Below are 15,763 nucleotides of genomic sequence, written 5' to 3'. Positions count from 1 at the left end.
TGCGGTCACGCGGGTTTGCCCGAGCGCGCCATGTGCAGTGCGGCGCGGTGGCTGAACAACAGCGAGGCCCCGATCGGGTTGCCGCCGCCCGGATAGGTCTCACCGGAGACGGCGGCCATGGTGTTGCCCGCCGCGTACAGGCCGGGGATCGGCCGGCCGCCGGTGTCGACGACGCGGGCGTCGACGTGGGTGCGCAGCCCACCCTTGGTGCCGAGGTCGGAGACGCCGAAGGCCGCGGCGCGGTAGGGCGGGGTGTCGATGGGCACGAGCGGGGACGCTCCGCCGGTGAACGCGCGGTCGAAGGATTCCCGACCACGGCCGAAGTCCTCGTCGTCGTCGCGTTCGGCGAGCTTGTTGAAGCGCGCCACGGTGGCTTCGAGGTTGTCGGCGGGCACGCCGATCTGCGCGGCCAACCCCGCCAGGGTGTCGGACTGCACCCACAGCCGCCTGTCCGAATACTCCTGTGTCGGCGAGAACGACACGTTGGTGGCCATTACGGGCGGTTGCTCACCGGCGCGGCTGTCGTAGACCATCCAGTACGGGGTGCCGACGCTGCCGTCGGCCATGGCGCGCAGGATGTCCCGGCCCAGCCTGTCGTAGGCCGCGGATTCGTTGACGAACCGGCGGCCCGCCCGGTTCACGAAGATGCCGCCGGTGAAGCACAGCGCGAACGCAGCCCTGCCGTCGGGGTGGATCAGCCCCGGCGACCACCACGCCTGGTCCATCAGGTCGACATCGGCACCGACCGCGATCGCCGCCCGGTGCGCCAACCCGGTGTTGGCCGGCGCCCCCATCGTGTCGCGCGCGGCGCCCGGTACGCCGTATTCGGCTCTCATCTCGGCGTTCTGCTCGAATCCGCCGGCGGCGAGCAGCACTCCGCTGCGCGCGCGGATCGTCCGCCGCACGCCGTCGCGTTCGACCACCCCGCCGATGACGCGGCCGTCGTCGACGATCAGGTCGACGAGGCTGGTCCCCAGGTGCGCGGACACGGCGGGATGGTCTGCGATCGCCCACAGGAACCGTCCGACCAGCGCGCGGCCATCGGTCAGCAGCTCGGGTTGCGGCGCCCCGAGCCGTTCGTGGTCGAGGGGCCCCCGGACCAGGCCGCGGAACCGTCCGAGCCGCTCGTCGGGCACCGCCTTGGACACGATGTGCCGCATGCCGTCGGTGCGCGCGGCGGGCAGCGAACTGTAGTAGTCCGGCCACGGCAGGATCTTGAAGGCGAAGTGGTCGTCGCGTTCGAGGTACTCGATCAGCGCCGCGCCGCCACGGACGTAGGTCTCCTGCAGCTCCGGCGGCGTGCGGCCGCCGACGACCGCGCGGTAGTAGCGCAGCGCGTCGTCGATAGTGTCGTCGCAGCCGGCGCGCACGAGCACCGGGTTGCAGGGATACCACATCCCGCCGCCGCCGGAGTAGGCGAACGTGCCGCCGAACCGGTCGGATGCCTCGACGATCGCGACCGACAGTCCTTCCCGCGCAGCCGTATAGGCTCCGGCGAGCGCCCCGGCCGACCCGGCGACGAGGACGTCGACGGTCTCGTCAGGTGCGATCAGACGCCTCCTCGTGATGGACGGCCTCGCGGTGCATGTCCTCCAGGTGCTTGCCCTTGGTCTCCTCGACCCAGCGCCACACGAAGAGGAACGACAGGGCCGCGCACAGCGCGTAGAACCCGTAGGCGAAACCGAGCACCTCGCGTAGTCCCGGGAAGGTGACGGTGATCGCCCAGTTGGCCAACCACTGACCGGCGGCAGCAAGCCCCAGTGCGGCCGCCCGGATGCGGTTCGGGAACATCTCGCCGAGCAGAACCCACACCACCGGCCCCCAGGACATGCCGAACGCCACGACGAACAGGTTGGCCGCGACCAACGCAATGGGGCCGGCGACATCACCGAGTTGAGGCTGGCCGTCCACTTGCGGGGCCGTGCCGAAGATGACCGCCATCGTGCCCAGCGTGACGGCCATACCGCTGGAACCGATCAGCAGCAACGGCTTACGGCCGATCTTGTCGATCAGCGCTATGGCCACCAGTGTGGTGGCGATGTTCGTCACCGAGGTGATCACGGTGATCATGAACGCCTGGCCCTCGTCGAACCCGACCGCCTCCCATAGGACGTTGGAGTAGTAGAAGATCACGTTGATTCCGACGAACTGCTGGAATATCGACAATCCGAGGCCAACCCAGACGATGCCGTACAGCCCGCCGGTCGGCTTACGCAAGTCACGCCATGAGGGCGGCTTCTCGGCGCGCAAGGTTTCCTGGATCCGGTTGATGGTGACGTCGAGATTCTTGCCGCCGAGCAACATCGTCAAGACCCGGCGGGCCTCCGGGATCCGGTAGGTGGCCACCAGATAACGGGGCGACTCGGGGATCGTGTAGGCGAGCGCTCCATAAGCGATGGCCGGTACGGCTTCCGCGAGAAACATCCAGCGCCACGCCTCCAGACCCAGCCAGAGCTCCTCGCGCGAGCCGCCGGCCAAGGAAGCGAACAGATAGTCGATGGCCAGTGACAGGAAGATGCCGGTGACGATCGCCAACTGCTGCAGTGAACCCAAACGCCCACGGATGCGGGGCGGGGACGTCTCGGCGATGTAGGCCGGGGCGATCACGGATGCGATACCGACGGCGACACCGCCGACGATCCGGAAGGCGACCAACAGCCAGATGTCGTTGGCCAACCCGGTGACGATCGCGCTTACCAGGAACAGCAAGGCAGCGATCCGCATCACCTGCAGACGGCCGATCCGGTCTGCGAGCCTTCCGGCGGTCAGTGCGCCGGCCACGCAGCCCAGCAGGGCGGATGCGACGGCGAAGCCGAGGGTGGTGTTGTCGACCTGGAAGTGGTCCTGTACGGCCGCTACAGCGCCGTTGATCACCGCGCTGTCGTAGCCGAACAGGAACCCACCGAGCGCAGCGACTGCGGCGACCCGGACGACCTTCCCGGTGATGTACTCGGATTCGTAATCCGCACCTGTCGTGGGATCACCGGCGGGCTCGTGAGTCATGTGACACCCTTCCGCAGCGTTGCGTGATGGAGGTCACATTCAATCACAGACCGGGCGTCACGCGGTGCGTTCTTCCGAGCGCTCACTCAGTTCGCAATGAATGACGCGCAGGTCGGCGATACCCACGCCGACCAGGGAGGAAACGTGCCGTCGTCGCGGGCCGCCCGGCACCGCTACGTCGTTGGGCACCACCAGCACCGGGCATCCGGCGTCCTCGGCCGCCGCCGTGCCGGTCACCGAGTCCTCGACGGCAAGGCACGCGCTCGGATGCAGTTTCAGCAACGCCACGGCCCGCTCGTAGACGTCGGGCGACGGTTTGCCGCGCGCCACCTCGTCGCCACACACGGTCACCGAAAAGTAGTGCCGGCCAATGCTGTTCAACGCCCTGTCGGTCAGGGCCCGAGCTGTGTTGGTAACCAATGCCATCGGAGTGCGTTCGGCCGCAAGCTCTTCGAGCAGCTCCCTGGCGCCGTCGCACCACGGCAGCCCACCGGCGAAGAGATCGGCGGTGTAGTCGTGCAGCCACCGGCTCGACTCGGCCATGGCGACCGGATCCGGATCGAGTCCGAGGTCGGTGTAGACGGTCCGGATGGTGTCCTCGGCCGAGCCGCCCACCATCGACGCGCGGACCTCGGCGCTCAGGTGGCCGCCGAGTTCGCTGTACAGCGCGGCCAGCGATACGTCCCACAGCTTTTCGGAGTCGACGAGCGTGCCGTCCATGTCGAACAGCACCGCTTTCATGGCACCGATTCTGTCACGGCGGCGAGCCGCCAATCTGACGGAGGGTCGACGTACGGTGAAATCCATGACAATCCTCGTGACCGGAGCAACAGGCAACATCGGCCGTCTCGTCGTCGACCATCTGATCGCGTTGGGCGTCAAAGACATCCACGCGCTGATCAAGAACCCGGCCAAGGCCAACCTGCCGAAAGGTGTCACCGTCGCCACCGGCTACCTCGGCGAGCCCGACTCGCTGCCCGCCGCGTTCGACGGGGTGGACAGTATGTACCTGGCGCCGCTGCCGTCGACGGCGGCGGTCACGCTCGAACTCGCGAAGAAGGCGGGCATCGACTACGTGGTCGCGCTCTCGGGCGGGGCGCACTGGCAGGAGCATTCCGACACCGTGGCGGCCTCCGGGCTGGCCCACACTCAGCTCGGGCCCGGCGAGTTCCTCGACAACTTCTCGATCTGGTCGCATCAGATCAAGACCAGCCGCACCGTCCGCGAGCCCTACCCGAACGTCGTCGAGACCCCGGTGTCGATGGACGACATCGCACGCGTGGCCGCCACGCTGCTGGCCAGGCCGGACGCGGCGCATCACGGCCGGATGTACGAGCTGACCGGGCCGCAGGCGCTGACCCGTGCACAGATCGCCGAGCAGATCGGCGTCGGCATCGGGGTCGAGGTGACGTTCGAACAGTGCACCCGGGTCGAGGCGGAGGACGCGCTGCGACAGATCATGGGCGACGAAGCCGCGTGGTATCTCGACCTGATGGCCGACGGCGAACCGCAACATGCCAACGACCTGGTCGCGCGGCTCACCGGAACGCCTGCCGAGTCGGTGGCGCAGTGGGCGGCGCGCAACGCTGCGTTTTTCACGTAAACCATTCAGGTGCAGCGGGTTTCGGCTCGATGAGCGCGGCTCAGTCCTCCGGGTTGTAGCCGAGGTTCGGGGCGAGCCACCGCTCGGCTTCGGCCAGGGTCCAGCCTTTGCGCCTCGCGTAGTCGGCTACCTGGTCCTGGGCCAGCCGGCCGACCACGAAGTACTGCGACTGCGGGTGGGAGAAGTACCAGCCACTGACGGCGGCACCCGGCCACATCGCCATCGACTCGGTCAACTCGATGGCGGTCCGCTCCTGGACATCCATCAACTCCCAGAGCGTCGCCTTCTCGGTGTGCTCCGGGCAGGCCGGGTAGCCGGGGGCCGGGCGGATCCCGACGTACTTCTCAGCGATTAGTGCGTCGTTGTCCAGTTGCTCGTCGGGCTGGTATCCCCAGAACTCCTTGCGGACCCGTTCGTGCATCCGTTCGGCAAACGCCTCGGCCAGCCGGTCGGCGAGCGACTCCAGCAGGATCGCGCTGTAGTCGTCATGATCTGCCTTGAACTCGGCGATCTTGTCGCCGCTGCCGAGTCCCGCGGTGACGGCGAACGCGCCGACGTAGTCCCGGAGACCCGTATTCTTGGGGGCGATGTAGTCGCCCAGCGACCGGTTCGGGATGCCGGGACGGTGCTCGCCCTGCTGGCGCAGGTTGTGCAACGTGGTCATCACCTCGGTACGGGTCTCGTCGGTGTAGACCTCGATGTCTTCAACACCCGAGCCGACCGCGTTCGCCGGGAAGAACCCGATCACCCCGTTGGCGGTCAGCCACTTCTCCTTGATCAGGGTGTCGAGCATCTGCTGGGCGTCGTCGTAGAGCTTGCGGGCAGCCTCCCCCGAGGCCGGGTTGTTGAGGATGTCGGGGAATCTGCCCTTCATCTCCCAGGCGTTGAAGAACGGCTGCCAGTCGATGTACTCGCGAAGCTCGGAGAGGTCGTAGTCAGGAAAATCGCGTACTCCGACGCCCTGGGCGGGCGCCGGCGGCGTGTAGCCGTCCCACTCGATCGGCGTCCGGTTGGCGCGGGCCTTCTCCAGCGTCACCATGGGCCGCTCGTTCTTCTGGGCGTGCCGTTCCCGCAGCGATGCGTAGTCCTTCTCGGTGGCCTCCAGCAAGGCCGGCCGTTGCTTGTCGTCCAGCAGCGCGGCAGCTACCGGCACCGAGCGGGACGCGTCCTTGACCCAGACCACCGGACCGCTACGTCGCGGCGATATCTTCACGGCCGTGTGGGCGCGCGAGGTGGTCGCGCCACCGATCAGCAGCGGGATCTCCAGCCCCTCACGTTCCATCTCGACGGCGAAGTTGGCCATCTCGTCCAGGGACGGGGTGATCAGACCGGACAGCCCGATGATGTCGGCGTCGTGCTCCTTGGCCGCGTCCAGGATCTTCTGGGCGGGCACCATCACACCGAGGTCGATCACTTCGAAGTTGTTGCACTGCAGGACGACCCCGACGATGTTCTTGCCGATGTCGTGGACGTCGCCCTTCACGGTCGCCATCACGATCGTGCCGTTGGTGTCCTTACCTGCAGCGGCGCCGGACTCGGCCTTCTCCGCCTCGATGAACGGCAGCAGGTACGCCACGGCCTTCTTCATCACCCGGGCCGACTTCACGACCTGGGGCAGGAACATCTTGCCCGAGCCGAAGAGGTCACCGACGACGTTCATGCCGTCCATCAGCGGGCCCTCGATCACCTCGATCGGGCGGCCCCCCGCGGCGGCGATCTCGGCCCGCAACTCCTCGGTGTCCTCATCGACGTTGGCGTCGATGCCCTTGACCAGGGCGTGCGTGATCCGCTCGCGGACGGGGAGGCTGCGCCACTCGGCCGCCGCCGCATCGTCGGGCTTCTCCGAGCTGTTGAACCGTTCCGCGATCTCCAGGAGTCGCTCGGCCGCATCCTCGCGCCGGTTCAGGACGACGTCCTCGATGCGGTCCCGCAGCTCGGGGTCGATCGAGTCGTAGGGCACCAGCGCACCGGCGTTGACGATGCCCATGTCCAGGCCGGCCTTGATGGCGTGGAACAGGAACACCGAGTGGATCGCCTCGCGGACGGGGTTGTTGCCCCGGAACGAGAACGACACATTCGAGATGCCGCCGGAGATGTGCACCCCGGGCAGGTTCTCCTTGATCCAGGCGCAGGCCTCGATGAAGTCGATCCCGTAGGTCGCGTGCTCCTCGATACCGGTCGCCAGCGCAAAGCAGTTCGGGTCGAAGATGATGTCCTCGGCCGGAAAACCGACCTCTTCGGTCAGGATCCGGTAAGCGCGCCCGCAGATCTGCCTGCGGCGCTCCAGGTTGTCGGCCTGGCCCTGCTCGTCGAACGCCATCACGACGACGGCGGCGCCGTACTTGCGGCACAGCCGCGCCTCGCGGATGAACTTCTCCTCGCCCTCCTTCATGGAGATCGAGTTGACGATCGGCTTGCCCTGCACGTTCTTCAGGCCGGCCTCGATGACCTCCCACTTGGAGGAGTCGATCATCACCGGGACCCGGCTGATGTCCGGCTCCGACGCGATCAGCTTGGTGAACCGGTCCATGGCGGCGACACCGTCGATCATGCCTTCGTCCATGTTGATGTCGATGACCTGCGCACCGACCTCGACCTGCTGCAGGGCGACCGACAGCGCGGTGTCGTAGTCCTCGGCCTTGATCAGATTGCGGAACCGGGCCGAGCCGGTGATGTTGGTGCGCTCGCCGATGTTGACGAACAGCGATTCGTCGGTGATGTTGAGCGGCTCCAGGCCGGCGAGCCGGGTGGCCACCGGAATCTGCGGGACGGTCCGCGGCGGTTTGCCCTCAACGACCTTGGCGATCTCGGCGATGTGCGGCGGCGCCGTTCCGCAGCAACCACCGACCAGGTTGACCAGGCCGGCCTCGGCGAACTCGGCGATGTAACCGGCCTGACGCTCCGGGGATTCGTCGTACTCGCCGAAGGCGTTGGGCAGGCCGGCGTTCGGGTAGCAGGACACGAAGGTGTCCGCGATGCGCGACATCTCGGCGAGGTAGGGCCGCATCTCCGGCGCGCCCAGGGCGCAGTTGAGGCCCACCGCGAGCGGCTTGGCGTGCCTGATCGAGTTCCAGAACGCTTCGGTGACCTGACCGGACAACGTCCGCCCGGAAGCGTCGGTGATGGTGCCCGAGATGATCACCGGCCAGCGGCGTCCGCGCTCCTCGAACAACGTCTCGACGGCGAACACCGCTGCCTTGGCGTTCAGCGAGTCGAAGATCGTCTCGATGATGAGCAGGTCGGCACCACCGTCGACCAGGCCGTTGGCCGCTTCGAGGTAGGCGGCGACCAGCTGGTCATAGGAGACGTTGCGGGCTCCGGGGTCGTTGACGTCCGGCGAGATCGACGCGGTGCGCGTCGTCGGCCCGAGGGCGCCGGCGACGTAGCGGGGCTTTTCCGGGGTGCTGAACTCGTCGCAGGCCGTGCGGGCCAGGGCCGCGCCGGCGTAGTTCAGTTCGTAGGCCAGGTCCGCCATGTCGTAATCGGAGAGCGAAATCGCGTTCGCGTTGAACGTGTTGGTCTCCAGGATGTCGGCGCCCGCCTCGAGGTATTCGCGGTGGATGCCCTCGATGATCTGCGGCTGGGTCAGGTTGAGCAGGTCGTTGTTGCCCACGAGATCGCTTGGCCAGTCCTTGAAGCGCTCGCCGCGGTAACCGGCCTCGTCGGGCCGGTCCCGCTGGATCGCCGTGCCCATCGCGCCGTCGATCACGATGATCCGCTGTCCGAGAGCAGCCGTCAGTTCGTCGGTGCAGTCGGGACGGATGTTCGGCTCGAAGGTGTTCGGCTCAGGCGACTTCACGTGCGCTCCTTCCGTAACGGAAGGCGTCCTTGACTCTGCCGAGCGTGGCGGATACCGAGGGGGACCCAGCCCCCCAGATAACCGTTGCAACGCCTCTCGACCCCAGAAAGTCTACGTCGTCGCGTAATCGACGTCCGGACGCCCAGCTCATCGACGCCGGCGATCCCGACTCGCGTGGCGATCGTGGTGCCGCTGACCGGCGGCTCGCGGAATTGTCGGCAATGTCGTTGTCACAGGATCAACCAGATTGCAGTCGAAGGTATTTCGTCTCGGTCAGGTCCGCGGTTGCAGCTGCGTGGCCATCGCGCCGTCGTCAGCGCGATTGGTCACATCAGTCACGGATCCAGGGTAGTCGCTCGAGGCAAATCGGTTCCTCGCGCAAGTGCTCGTCGGCGCGAAATCGGCCTGCGTGGCGATGGCGCTCCTAGCCGCCGCGCAGGGCTTACGCTGGCGTAGTGACCTCGTCGGATGCGAGCGGCTACAAGCCGCCCGACCTGCCCAAACTCAACGACACGATTGTCGTGGCGGCCTTCGAGGGCTGGAACGACGCCGGCGACGCGGCCAGCGATGCGCTCGAGCACCTGGACGCCATCTGGGAAGCCGAACCGATCGTGGAGATCGACGACGAGGCCTATTACGACTATCAGGTGAATCGGCCGGTGATCCGGCAGGTCGACGGCGTCACCCGCGAGCTGGTGTGGCCCTCGATGCGTATTTCGCATTGCCGTCCGCCCGGCTCCGACCGCGACATCGTGCTGATGCACGGAGTCGAGCCCAACATGCGCTGGCGGACGTTCTGCGCCGAACTGCTGGCCATCGCCGACAAGCTCAACGTGCAGACCGTCGTCATCCTGGGCGCGCTGCTGGCCGACACGCCGCACACCCGGCCGGTGCCGGTGTCGGGCGCGGCCTACTCCCCCGACTCGGCCAAGACGTTCGGGCTGGAGGAGACCCGGTACGAGGGTCCAACGGGCATCGCCGGGGTGTTCCAGGACGCGTGCGTGCAGGCCGGCATCCCCGCGGTGACGTTCTGGGCGGCGATTCCGCACTATGTGTCGCAGCCGCCGAACCCGAAGGCGACAGTGGCCCTGCTGCGCCGGGTCGAGGACGTGCTCGACATCGAGGTGCCGCTGGCCGACCTGCCGGCCGCCGCCGAGGAGTGGGAGCAGGCGGTGTCGGAGATGACGGCCGAGGACGACGAGATCGCCGATTACGTGCAGTCGCTCGAGGAGCGCGGCGACGCCGAGGTCGACATGCATGAGGCACTCGGCAAGATCGACGGCGACGCGTTGGCCGCCGAGTTCGAGCGCTATCTGCGCCGCCGCGGCCCCGGCTTCCGCGGTTGAGTCGGGCGAGCGGCCACGTGACGCACATCTTCGGGCGCGATGCGCGCCGTAACTGGCCGCTCGCCGCCTACACCTTCTCGGCCTGCGGGGGCTTCCAGGTGCCGTTGAGGGCGTCGGGCTTGGGCCAGTACAGCCGCAGCACCATTTGGAACGGGCCCCTCGGGGCGGGTAGCCAGTTGGCCTCGCGATCCATGCCCGGCGAGACGTTCTGCACGTAGATCGTGTAGCCGCCGTCAGGGTCTGGCACGAGGCTGGGCAACATGGGCGAGTTGATCAGATAGCGCTGGATCGGGTTCTGCACCAGCAGGCTCTGCGGCATCTCGTACATGGTCAGCGACCAGAACGCATTCACCGGCGGCAACTGTCCGGACGGTAGCTTTACGACGTAATTGCTGGCGCCGGTCAGCGGCGCGCCGGTGGAGTCGTGGACGATGCCCGGGTACAGCGCCTCGGCAGCGGTGTTGCCGTAGATGCCGTACACCGCGCCCGCCATCCGGTACAGGTAGTTGCCGTTCAAGTCCGCCGCGGTGCCGAAGAACTGCGCGGAGCCGACCTCGCCGGTTTCGATCTTGTCCTTCTGCAACGTGTCGAGTTCGGCCCAGGCGTCGGCCATTCCACCCTCGACCGCGGAACGCATCTCGGGGCTCAACTCGTCGGCGTCGAAGGTGCCCTCCGGCCCGATCCCGATGGTGGCGAACCGGTCCCGCATGTCCTTCTCGTCGGGCAGCGTCGGGGCGAAGCGCAGCGCGAAGTTCAGGATCTCGAAGAACTGCGGCGACGTCTTCTCCTGATCGCGGGTCAGCGGCGGCACGAAGTCGATCGGTGGCGCTGCCGGCGGCGACGGCTGGTTCAAGTACACCGACAGCGGCGTCGCCTGGTAGCCCGCCTGGATCCTCTTGACCTGTTCGATGTCCGAGGGCCCATACAACTGAGTGCGGTAGATCACGCCGGCCAACTCGGTATCCGATCGGATGACCTCGTCGATGCCTTCCGGCTTTTCGCCTTGCCAATCCGGTCCGGCCAGAAGGTACTTACCGCCACCGTTGCCGGTGGTGCGGCTGCCGACGTAGGCGAAGTTGTAGGTGTACCCGTCGATGAACTGCAACGAGTAGTACCGGTCCTGTTCGATCGGCGGGACCGTCAGCACCAGCGGTTCGGCCCGCAGGTCGGCGCCGAGCATCGAGTAGGGCGTGTCGGAGTTCGGCGTCTGAACCGCTTTGTCCTCGGGACCGAAAACCCTCGCGGTGCTGTGGATCTCGTTCCAGCCGCCCTTGTACTCCGGGTCGTCCTTGTTGACGTAATAGGCATACTGCACCCGGTAGTTGTCGACGATCGGGAAGCCGTAGATGTAGGCCTCTTTTGCGATGGCCCGCGCCTGCTCCGGCGCGACGGCGTCCGGACTCGGTGGAGCCGAGGACGTCGCCGCTTCATCGGATCCGTCTGTGCTGCAGGCAACGAGCATCAGCGCGGCGACCACGGCCACCGCGGCTCGGCGGATCATCAATTGATCAGGTCCTGCGCTCGCGCGCTCATCGACCGGCCCTGCGCGACGACCTCCGCGTCCATCTGCGGCAGTAGTTCCGGGACCGACTTCAACGTCGCCCGCTCTCCGATCCGCGACGCCAGCACCGGCTTGAGCCAGCGCATCAGCCCGACCCACTCCGGACAGTTGATCTGACGCTTGCGCGACTCGATGCCTTTGAGGAACACCTCGCCGCACTTCTCGACGGAGGTGGTCTTGCCCAGCGGTCCGGGCAGCCGGCGCAGCATCTCCCGGAAGGCCGCCGACTCCGCCTTGCCGTCGCGGACCATTGGCGTGTCGATCCACAGCATGTGCGCCGACCCGACGTCCACACCCCGGTGCGCGAGCTCGAGCCGCAGGGCGTTGGCGAAATGCTCGACGCCGGCCTTGGAGGTGTCGTAGGCCACCATCCCGGCCGAGGCGGCATAGGCCGCGGCCGACGAGACCACCAGCACGTAACCGCGGCGCTCGATCACCGACGGCAGCGCGGCGCGCACCGTGTTGAACACCCCGACGACGTTCACGTCGATCAGCGTCTTGAAGGCATCGGGGTCGACGGCCAGCAGCGAGCCGGAGGTCGCGATGCCCGCGTTGGCCATCACGACGTCGATGCCGCCGAAGCGCTCGATGCCCCTGTCGACGGCGGACTGCATGGCCGCCAGATCGCGCACGTCGGCCACCGCAGTCAGCACCCGGTCGGCGTCGAGGCGGCCGGCCACGTCCTTCAACCTGCCCTCGTCGAGGTCGGTCAGCACCAGCTTGGCGCCCTTGTCGTGCAGGCGGCGGGCCACCTCTTCACCGATGCCGTTGGCCCCGCCGGTGATCAGGGCGACTTTTCCGGTCACAGAACTCATGGCCGTCAACGTACCCCGCCGGTCGCCGCGACGGGCGGAGTCCGACGGCTCTACAGCCGGATGCCCAGCAGCGCGTCGATCGCGGCCGCCACCGTGCGCCCGGCCGCGGTGTCGTGACCGCCGTAGCTGAGCGCATCGGTGGTCCACCCGTCAAGCGCGGCAAGCGCTTTCGGGGTGTCCAGGTCGTCGGCGAGGTAGCGGCGCACACGGCCCACCACGTCGGTCGCGTCGGGTGCGGCGGGCAGCGCCACCGCGGCCCGCCAGCGGCCCAGCCGGTCAGTGGCCTCGGCGAGCACGGCGTCGCTCCACTCCCGGTCCGAGCGGTAGTGGCCGGCGAGCAGGCCGAGCCGGATCGCTGCAGAATCCACGCCGTCGGCCCGCAGCCGCGACACCAGCACAAGGTTGCCGCGGCTCTTGCTCATCTTGTGCCCGTCCCACCCGATCATGCCCGCGTGCACATAGTGGCGGGCGAATCGCCGCTCCCCCGTGACGGATTCGGCGTGGGCCGCGGAGAACTCGTGATGCGGGAAGATCAGGTCGCTGCCGCCGCCCTGGATGTCGAGATCGGTGCCGATGCGGCTCAGCGCGATCGCCGCGCACTCGACGTGCCAGCCCGGCCGGCCGGGCCCGAACGGTGACGGCCAGCTCGGTTCGCCGGGCCGCTGCGCCCGCCACAGCAGCGCGTCGAGCTGGTCGCTCTTGCCGGGGCGGTCCGGGTCGCCGCCGCGCTCGCCGAAGAGCCGCAGCATCGTGTCGCGGTCGTAGCCGGACTCGTAGCCGAACTGGGCGGTGGCGTCGGCGCGGAAGTAGACGTCCGGGTACTGCGGGTCGTCGACGACGTAGGCCGCACCCGACGCCAGCAGCTTCTCGGTGACCTCGACGACCTCGGCTATCGCGTCGGTGGCCGCCACGTACTCGTGCGGGGGCAGCACCCGCAACGCGGTCATGTCCGCGCGGAACAGGTCGATCTCGCGGTCGGCCAGTTCCCGCCAGTCGACGCCGTCGCGCTGCGCCCGCTCGAACAGCGGATCGTCGACGTCGGTGATGTTCTGCACGTAGTGGACGTGGTGGCCGGCGTCCAGCCAGACCCGGTGCACCAGGTCGAAGGCCAGATAGGTGGCCGCGTGGCCCAGGTGCGTGGCGTCGTAAGGGGTGATGCCGCAGACGTACATGGTGGCGGTGTCGCCCGCGCTCACCGGGCGGACCTGTCGGTCGGCGCTGTCGTAGAGGCGCAGCGCAGGACCGCGGCCCGGCAGCGCCGGGACGGACGGTGCCGGCCACGAATTCATGGCTTCGACTCTAGGCATCAGCGTGTCTGACAACGCGGGTAGGGCGATTCATTCCCCAAAGCGGCTCCGGTACGCCGACAGGATTCCCCCGAGCAGCGCGTCGCTGAGCTCGGCGCGGCACATCAACAGGTCGGGCAGGTAGGGGTCGCGCCGGTTGTAGATCAGCTCGGAGCCGTCGAGCCGCGAGGCGTGCAGACCGGCGGCCTGCACCACGCCCGCCGGTGCGGCCGAATCCCACTCCCACTGGCCGCCGGCGTGCAGATAGGCGTCGACGTCGCCGCGCACCACCGCCATCGCCTTCGCTCCCGCGGAGCCGATCCGCACCAGCCGGATGTCCATCCGCTCGCGCAGCCACCACAGCACCGGCGGCGGCCGGTTCGCGCTGGCCGTGATCAGTATCGGCCCGTCGTCGCGCGGCGGCGGAGCGGCCACGGTGTCCGTACGGTAGACCTCACCGCGCGCCGGTAGCGCGACCGCGGCGTCGGTGATGCGGCCGTTGGGGCTGCCGTCGCGCTGCCACAACGCGATGTGCACCGCCCAGTCGGTCCGGCCGGGTAGGGAGTATTCCCACGTCCCGTCGACGGGGTCGACGATCCAGACCCGGTCGGCCTGCACCCGTGACACGTCGTCGGCGGCCTCCTCGGAGAGCACCGCGTCGTCGGGGCGAAGCTCACGCAGCCGCTGCAGGATCAGCGTGTTGGCCCGCATGTCGCCCGCGTCGCCGAGGTCGTAGGGATCGTAGAAGCCGACCTCCTCGCGGACTTTCAGCAGCAGTTCGCCGGCCTCGGCGGCCACCTCGGCAGCCAGTGCCGCATCGGTCAGGCTCATCGCGACAGTATCGCTCAGAACGCCGGCCACGGGATGGGCCGCCGCCGGTCCGGCGTCGGCATCACCGGATCATTCAGCAGCGCAACGGTTCTGGCCAACAGCGCGGCGACCTCCCGCATGGTGATGTGGTCACCCAACCGATCGGCCAGGCCGTTGCGCAAGTCGTCGCGCAGTGCGGTCACCGCCTCGAGCGTCGGATCGTCGACGGGTTTGCCTGCCCATCCCCACAGCACGGTGCGCAGCTTGTCCTCGACGTGCAGTGTCACGCCGTGGTCGACGCCGTAGACACGCCCGTCGACGCCGGACAGGATGTGTCCGCCCTTGCGGTCGGCGTTGTTGACCAGCACATCGAACACCGCCATCCGGCGCAGCCGGTCGTCGTCGGCATGCACGAGCGTGACCTCGGCGCCGGCGTAGTCGTAGGCCTGCAGGATCGGTAAGTAGCCCGGCGGAATACGCCCGGCGGGCAGCAGATCCACCAGATCGGGGCCCGCGGCCGGCTCACTTTCGACTTCCGCTGATTCGCTCCTCACGTCCGCGGTGTCGCCGGGTTGGTCGATCCACCGTTGCACCATGCCCGGACCCGCAGGACCGTCCCGAATAATGGTGTACGGCACGATGTTCCAGCCGAGCGCCGCCGACACCAGATAGGCAGCGACCTCGCGGCCCGCCAGCGTGCCGTCCGGGAAGTCCCACAGCGGCGCTTCGCCCGCGACCGGCTTGTAGACGCAATGTGTCTGCCGCTCACCGAGATGCGTCTCACACAGGAAGGTGGCGTTGCTGGCCGAGCGGATGCGTCCGATGACGGTCAGCTCGCCGCGCAGGCACACCTCGTCGAGGTCATCGGGGTCGGGCCCGCGGCCCTCAGTCGGCGTCATCGTCGGACTCGGCGAAGGCGCCGCGCCGGTAGCCGTTGGTGCGCACGCAGATGTGGCCTTCGGGGTCCAGTGGCTCGTCGCACAGCGGGCACGGTGGCCGCCCTGCCGAGATGACCCGGTTGGACCGGGTCGCGAACTCGCGAGCCGACTCCGGGGTGAGGAACACGCGCACCGCGTCGGGTCCGTCCTCGGCGTCGTCGAGCACCACCGAGGCGTCGAACTCGGCGTCCGACACGGCCAGCAGCTCGACCACGACGGTCTGCGCCTCCGAGTCCCAGCCCAGGCCCATCGTCCCGACGCGGAACTCCGCGTCGACGGGCGTGACGAGCGGGCTCAGGTCCCCGACCTCTCCGGTGTCGGGCGGAATCGGGGTGCCGAACCGTCGGTTGATCTCCAGCAGCAGCGCCGCGATGCGCTCGGCGAGCACGGCCACCTGCTGCTTCTCCAACACCACCGACACCACGCGCTTGTCGTGGACGGCCTGTAGGTAGAACGTCCGGTTGCCCGGCTGGCCGACAGTCCCGGCCACGAAGCGGTCGGGTGTGCGGAAGACGTGGATTGCGCGGGCCATGGCATCCTCCAAAATACCGGCTAGGGCGTGGTTGCCGTCATCCGACTAGGTCACGGTCGCACTCCTCGAC

The 15,763-nt window shown here is 68.2% G+C and carries 12 protein-coding genes; 2 read left to right on the top strand and 10 right to left on the bottom strand.

Features of this window, described 5'->3' with window-relative positions; translation table 11 throughout:
- Positions 1–5: 5 nt before the first annotated feature.
- Genes ABGB19_RS12850 through ABGB19_RS12840 form a run of 3 tightly spaced genes read right to left on the bottom strand, consistent with a single transcriptional unit; the run spans position 6 to position 3,744 of the window.
- Complete coding sequence (locus tag ABGB19_RS12850; RefSeq protein WP_347686721.1) at positions 6–1,553, bottom strand: FAD-binding protein; 1,548 nt, start codon at positions 1,551–1,553, stop codon at positions 6–8.
- Complete coding sequence (locus ABGB19_RS12845) at positions 1,540–3,003, bottom strand: sugar porter family MFS transporter (RefSeq protein WP_347686347.1); 1,464 nt, start codon at positions 3,001–3,003, stop codon at positions 1,540–1,542. The genes ABGB19_RS12850 and ABGB19_RS12845 overlap by 14 nt, the downstream gene beginning before the upstream one ends.
- Positions 3,004–3,060: 57 nt before the next feature.
- Complete coding sequence (locus ABGB19_RS12840) at positions 3,061–3,744, bottom strand: HAD family phosphatase (protein WP_347686346.1); 684 nt, start codon at positions 3,742–3,744, stop codon at positions 3,061–3,063.
- Positions 3,745–3,808: 64 nt separating this feature from the next.
- On the opposite strand from ABGB19_RS12840, the gene ABGB19_RS12835 reads away from it, so the two are divergent.
- Positions 3,809–4,606, top strand: a complete 798-nt coding sequence (locus ABGB19_RS12835) for an NAD(P)H-binding protein (protein ID WP_347686345.1) — start codon at positions 3,809–3,811, stop codon at positions 4,604–4,606.
- Positions 4,607–4,646: 40 nt separating this feature from the next.
- On the opposite strand, the gene metH is transcribed toward ABGB19_RS12835, so the two are convergent.
- On the bottom strand, positions 4,647–8,405 hold the full coding sequence (gene metH / locus ABGB19_RS12830; protein WP_347686344.1) for a methionine synthase: 3,759 nt from the start codon (positions 8,403–8,405) through the stop codon (positions 4,647–4,649).
- A gap of 455 nt (positions 8,406–8,860) precedes the next feature.
- Here metH and ABGB19_RS12825 point away from each other — a divergent pair, with 455 nt between their 5' ends.
- Positions 8,861–9,751: a PAC2 family protein gene (locus ABGB19_RS12825; protein WP_347686343.1), complete on the top strand. Its 891-nt coding sequence runs from the start codon at positions 8,861–8,863 to the stop codon at positions 9,749–9,751.
- Between the two features lie 67 nt (positions 9,752–9,818).
- Here ABGB19_RS12825 and ABGB19_RS12820 read toward each other — a convergent pair whose 3' ends face one another.
- Genes ABGB19_RS12820 through ABGB19_RS12795 form a run of 6 tightly spaced genes read right to left on the bottom strand, consistent with a single transcriptional unit; the run spans position 9,819 to position 15,693 of the window.
- The gene (locus ABGB19_RS12820; protein ID WP_347686342.1) at positions 9,819–11,252 is read right to left on the bottom strand and encodes a DUF1254 domain-containing protein; all 1,434 of its coding nucleotides are present in this window, start codon (positions 11,250–11,252) and stop codon (positions 9,819–9,821) included.
- On the bottom strand, positions 11,252–12,127 hold the full coding sequence (locus tag ABGB19_RS12815) for an SDR family oxidoreductase (protein WP_347686341.1): 876 nt from the start codon (positions 12,125–12,127) through the stop codon (positions 11,252–11,254). Before ABGB19_RS12815 ends, ABGB19_RS12820 begins: the two co-directional genes overlap by 1 nt.
- Positions 12,128–12,177: 50 nt before the next feature.
- Positions 12,178–13,416 (bottom strand): cysteine--1-D-myo-inosityl 2-amino-2-deoxy-alpha-D-glucopyranoside ligase, encoded by a 1,239-nt coding sequence (gene mshC, locus ABGB19_RS12810; RefSeq protein WP_347686340.1) that lies wholly within the window; start codon positions 13,414–13,416, stop codon positions 12,178–12,180.
- Between the two features lie 48 nt (positions 13,417–13,464).
- A complete protein-coding gene (locus ABGB19_RS12805; RefSeq protein WP_347686339.1) occupies positions 13,465–14,244 on the bottom strand; it encodes a 3'(2'),5'-bisphosphate nucleotidase CysQ in 780 nt (259 codons plus the stop codon).
- A gap of 14 nt (positions 14,245–14,258) precedes the next feature.
- Positions 14,259–15,122, bottom strand: a complete 864-nt coding sequence (locus tag ABGB19_RS12800; RefSeq protein WP_347686338.1) for an SCO1664 family protein — start codon at positions 15,120–15,122, stop codon at positions 14,259–14,261.
- The gene (locus tag ABGB19_RS12795; RefSeq protein WP_347686337.1) at positions 15,109–15,693 is read right to left on the bottom strand and encodes a DUF3090 domain-containing protein; all 585 of its coding nucleotides are present in this window, start codon (positions 15,691–15,693) and stop codon (positions 15,109–15,111) included. The genes ABGB19_RS12800 and ABGB19_RS12795 overlap by 14 nt, the downstream gene beginning before the upstream one ends.
- Between the last annotated feature and the right edge of the window lie 70 nt (positions 15,694–15,763).

The organism is Mycobacterium sp. B14F4, assembly GCF_039871645.1.
Lineage (GTDB): Bacteria > Actinomycetota > Actinomycetes > Mycobacteriales > Mycobacteriaceae > Mycobacterium.
Note: the sequence above shows the minus strand (reverse complement) of the source record. Positions and strands in the feature narration are given on the sequence as shown.

What these genes read in the sequence shown, in the direction of transcription:
- ABGB19_RS12805 (WP_347686339.1), bottom strand. Translation starts at nt 14,244, where the DNA reads ATGAGCCTGACCGATGCGGCACTGGCTGCCGAGGTGGCCGCCGAGGCC.
- ABGB19_RS12815 (WP_347686341.1), bottom strand. Translation starts at nt 12,127, where the DNA reads ATGAGTTCTGTGACCGGAAAAGTCGCCCTGATCACCGGCGGGGCCAAC.
- ABGB19_RS12800 (WP_347686338.1), bottom strand. Translation starts at nt 15,122, where the DNA reads ATGACGCCGACTGAGGGCCGCGGGCCCGACCCCGATGACCTCGACGAG.
- ABGB19_RS12820 (WP_347686342.1), bottom strand. Translation starts at nt 11,252, where the DNA reads ATGATCCGCCGAGCCGCGGTGGCCGTGGTCGCCGCGCTGATGCTCGTT.
- mshC (WP_347686340.1), bottom strand. Translation starts at nt 13,416, where the DNA reads ATGAATTCGTGGCCGGCACCGTCCGTCCCGGCGCTGCCGGGCCGCGGT.
- ABGB19_RS12840 (WP_347686346.1), bottom strand. Translation starts at nt 3,744, where the DNA reads ATGAAAGCGGTGCTGTTCGACATGGACGGCACGCTCGTCGACTCCGAA.
- ABGB19_RS12795 (WP_347686337.1), bottom strand. Translation starts at nt 15,693, where the DNA reads ATGGCCCGCGCAATCCACGTCTTCCGCACACCCGACCGCTTCGTGGCC.
- ABGB19_RS12845 (WP_347686347.1), bottom strand. Translation starts at nt 3,003, where the DNA reads ATGACTCACGAGCCCGCCGGTGATCCCACGACAGGTGCGGATTACGAA.
- ABGB19_RS12835 (WP_347686345.1), top strand. Translation starts at nt 3,809, where the DNA reads ATGACAATCCTCGTGACCGGAGCAACAGGCAACATCGGCCGTCTCGTC.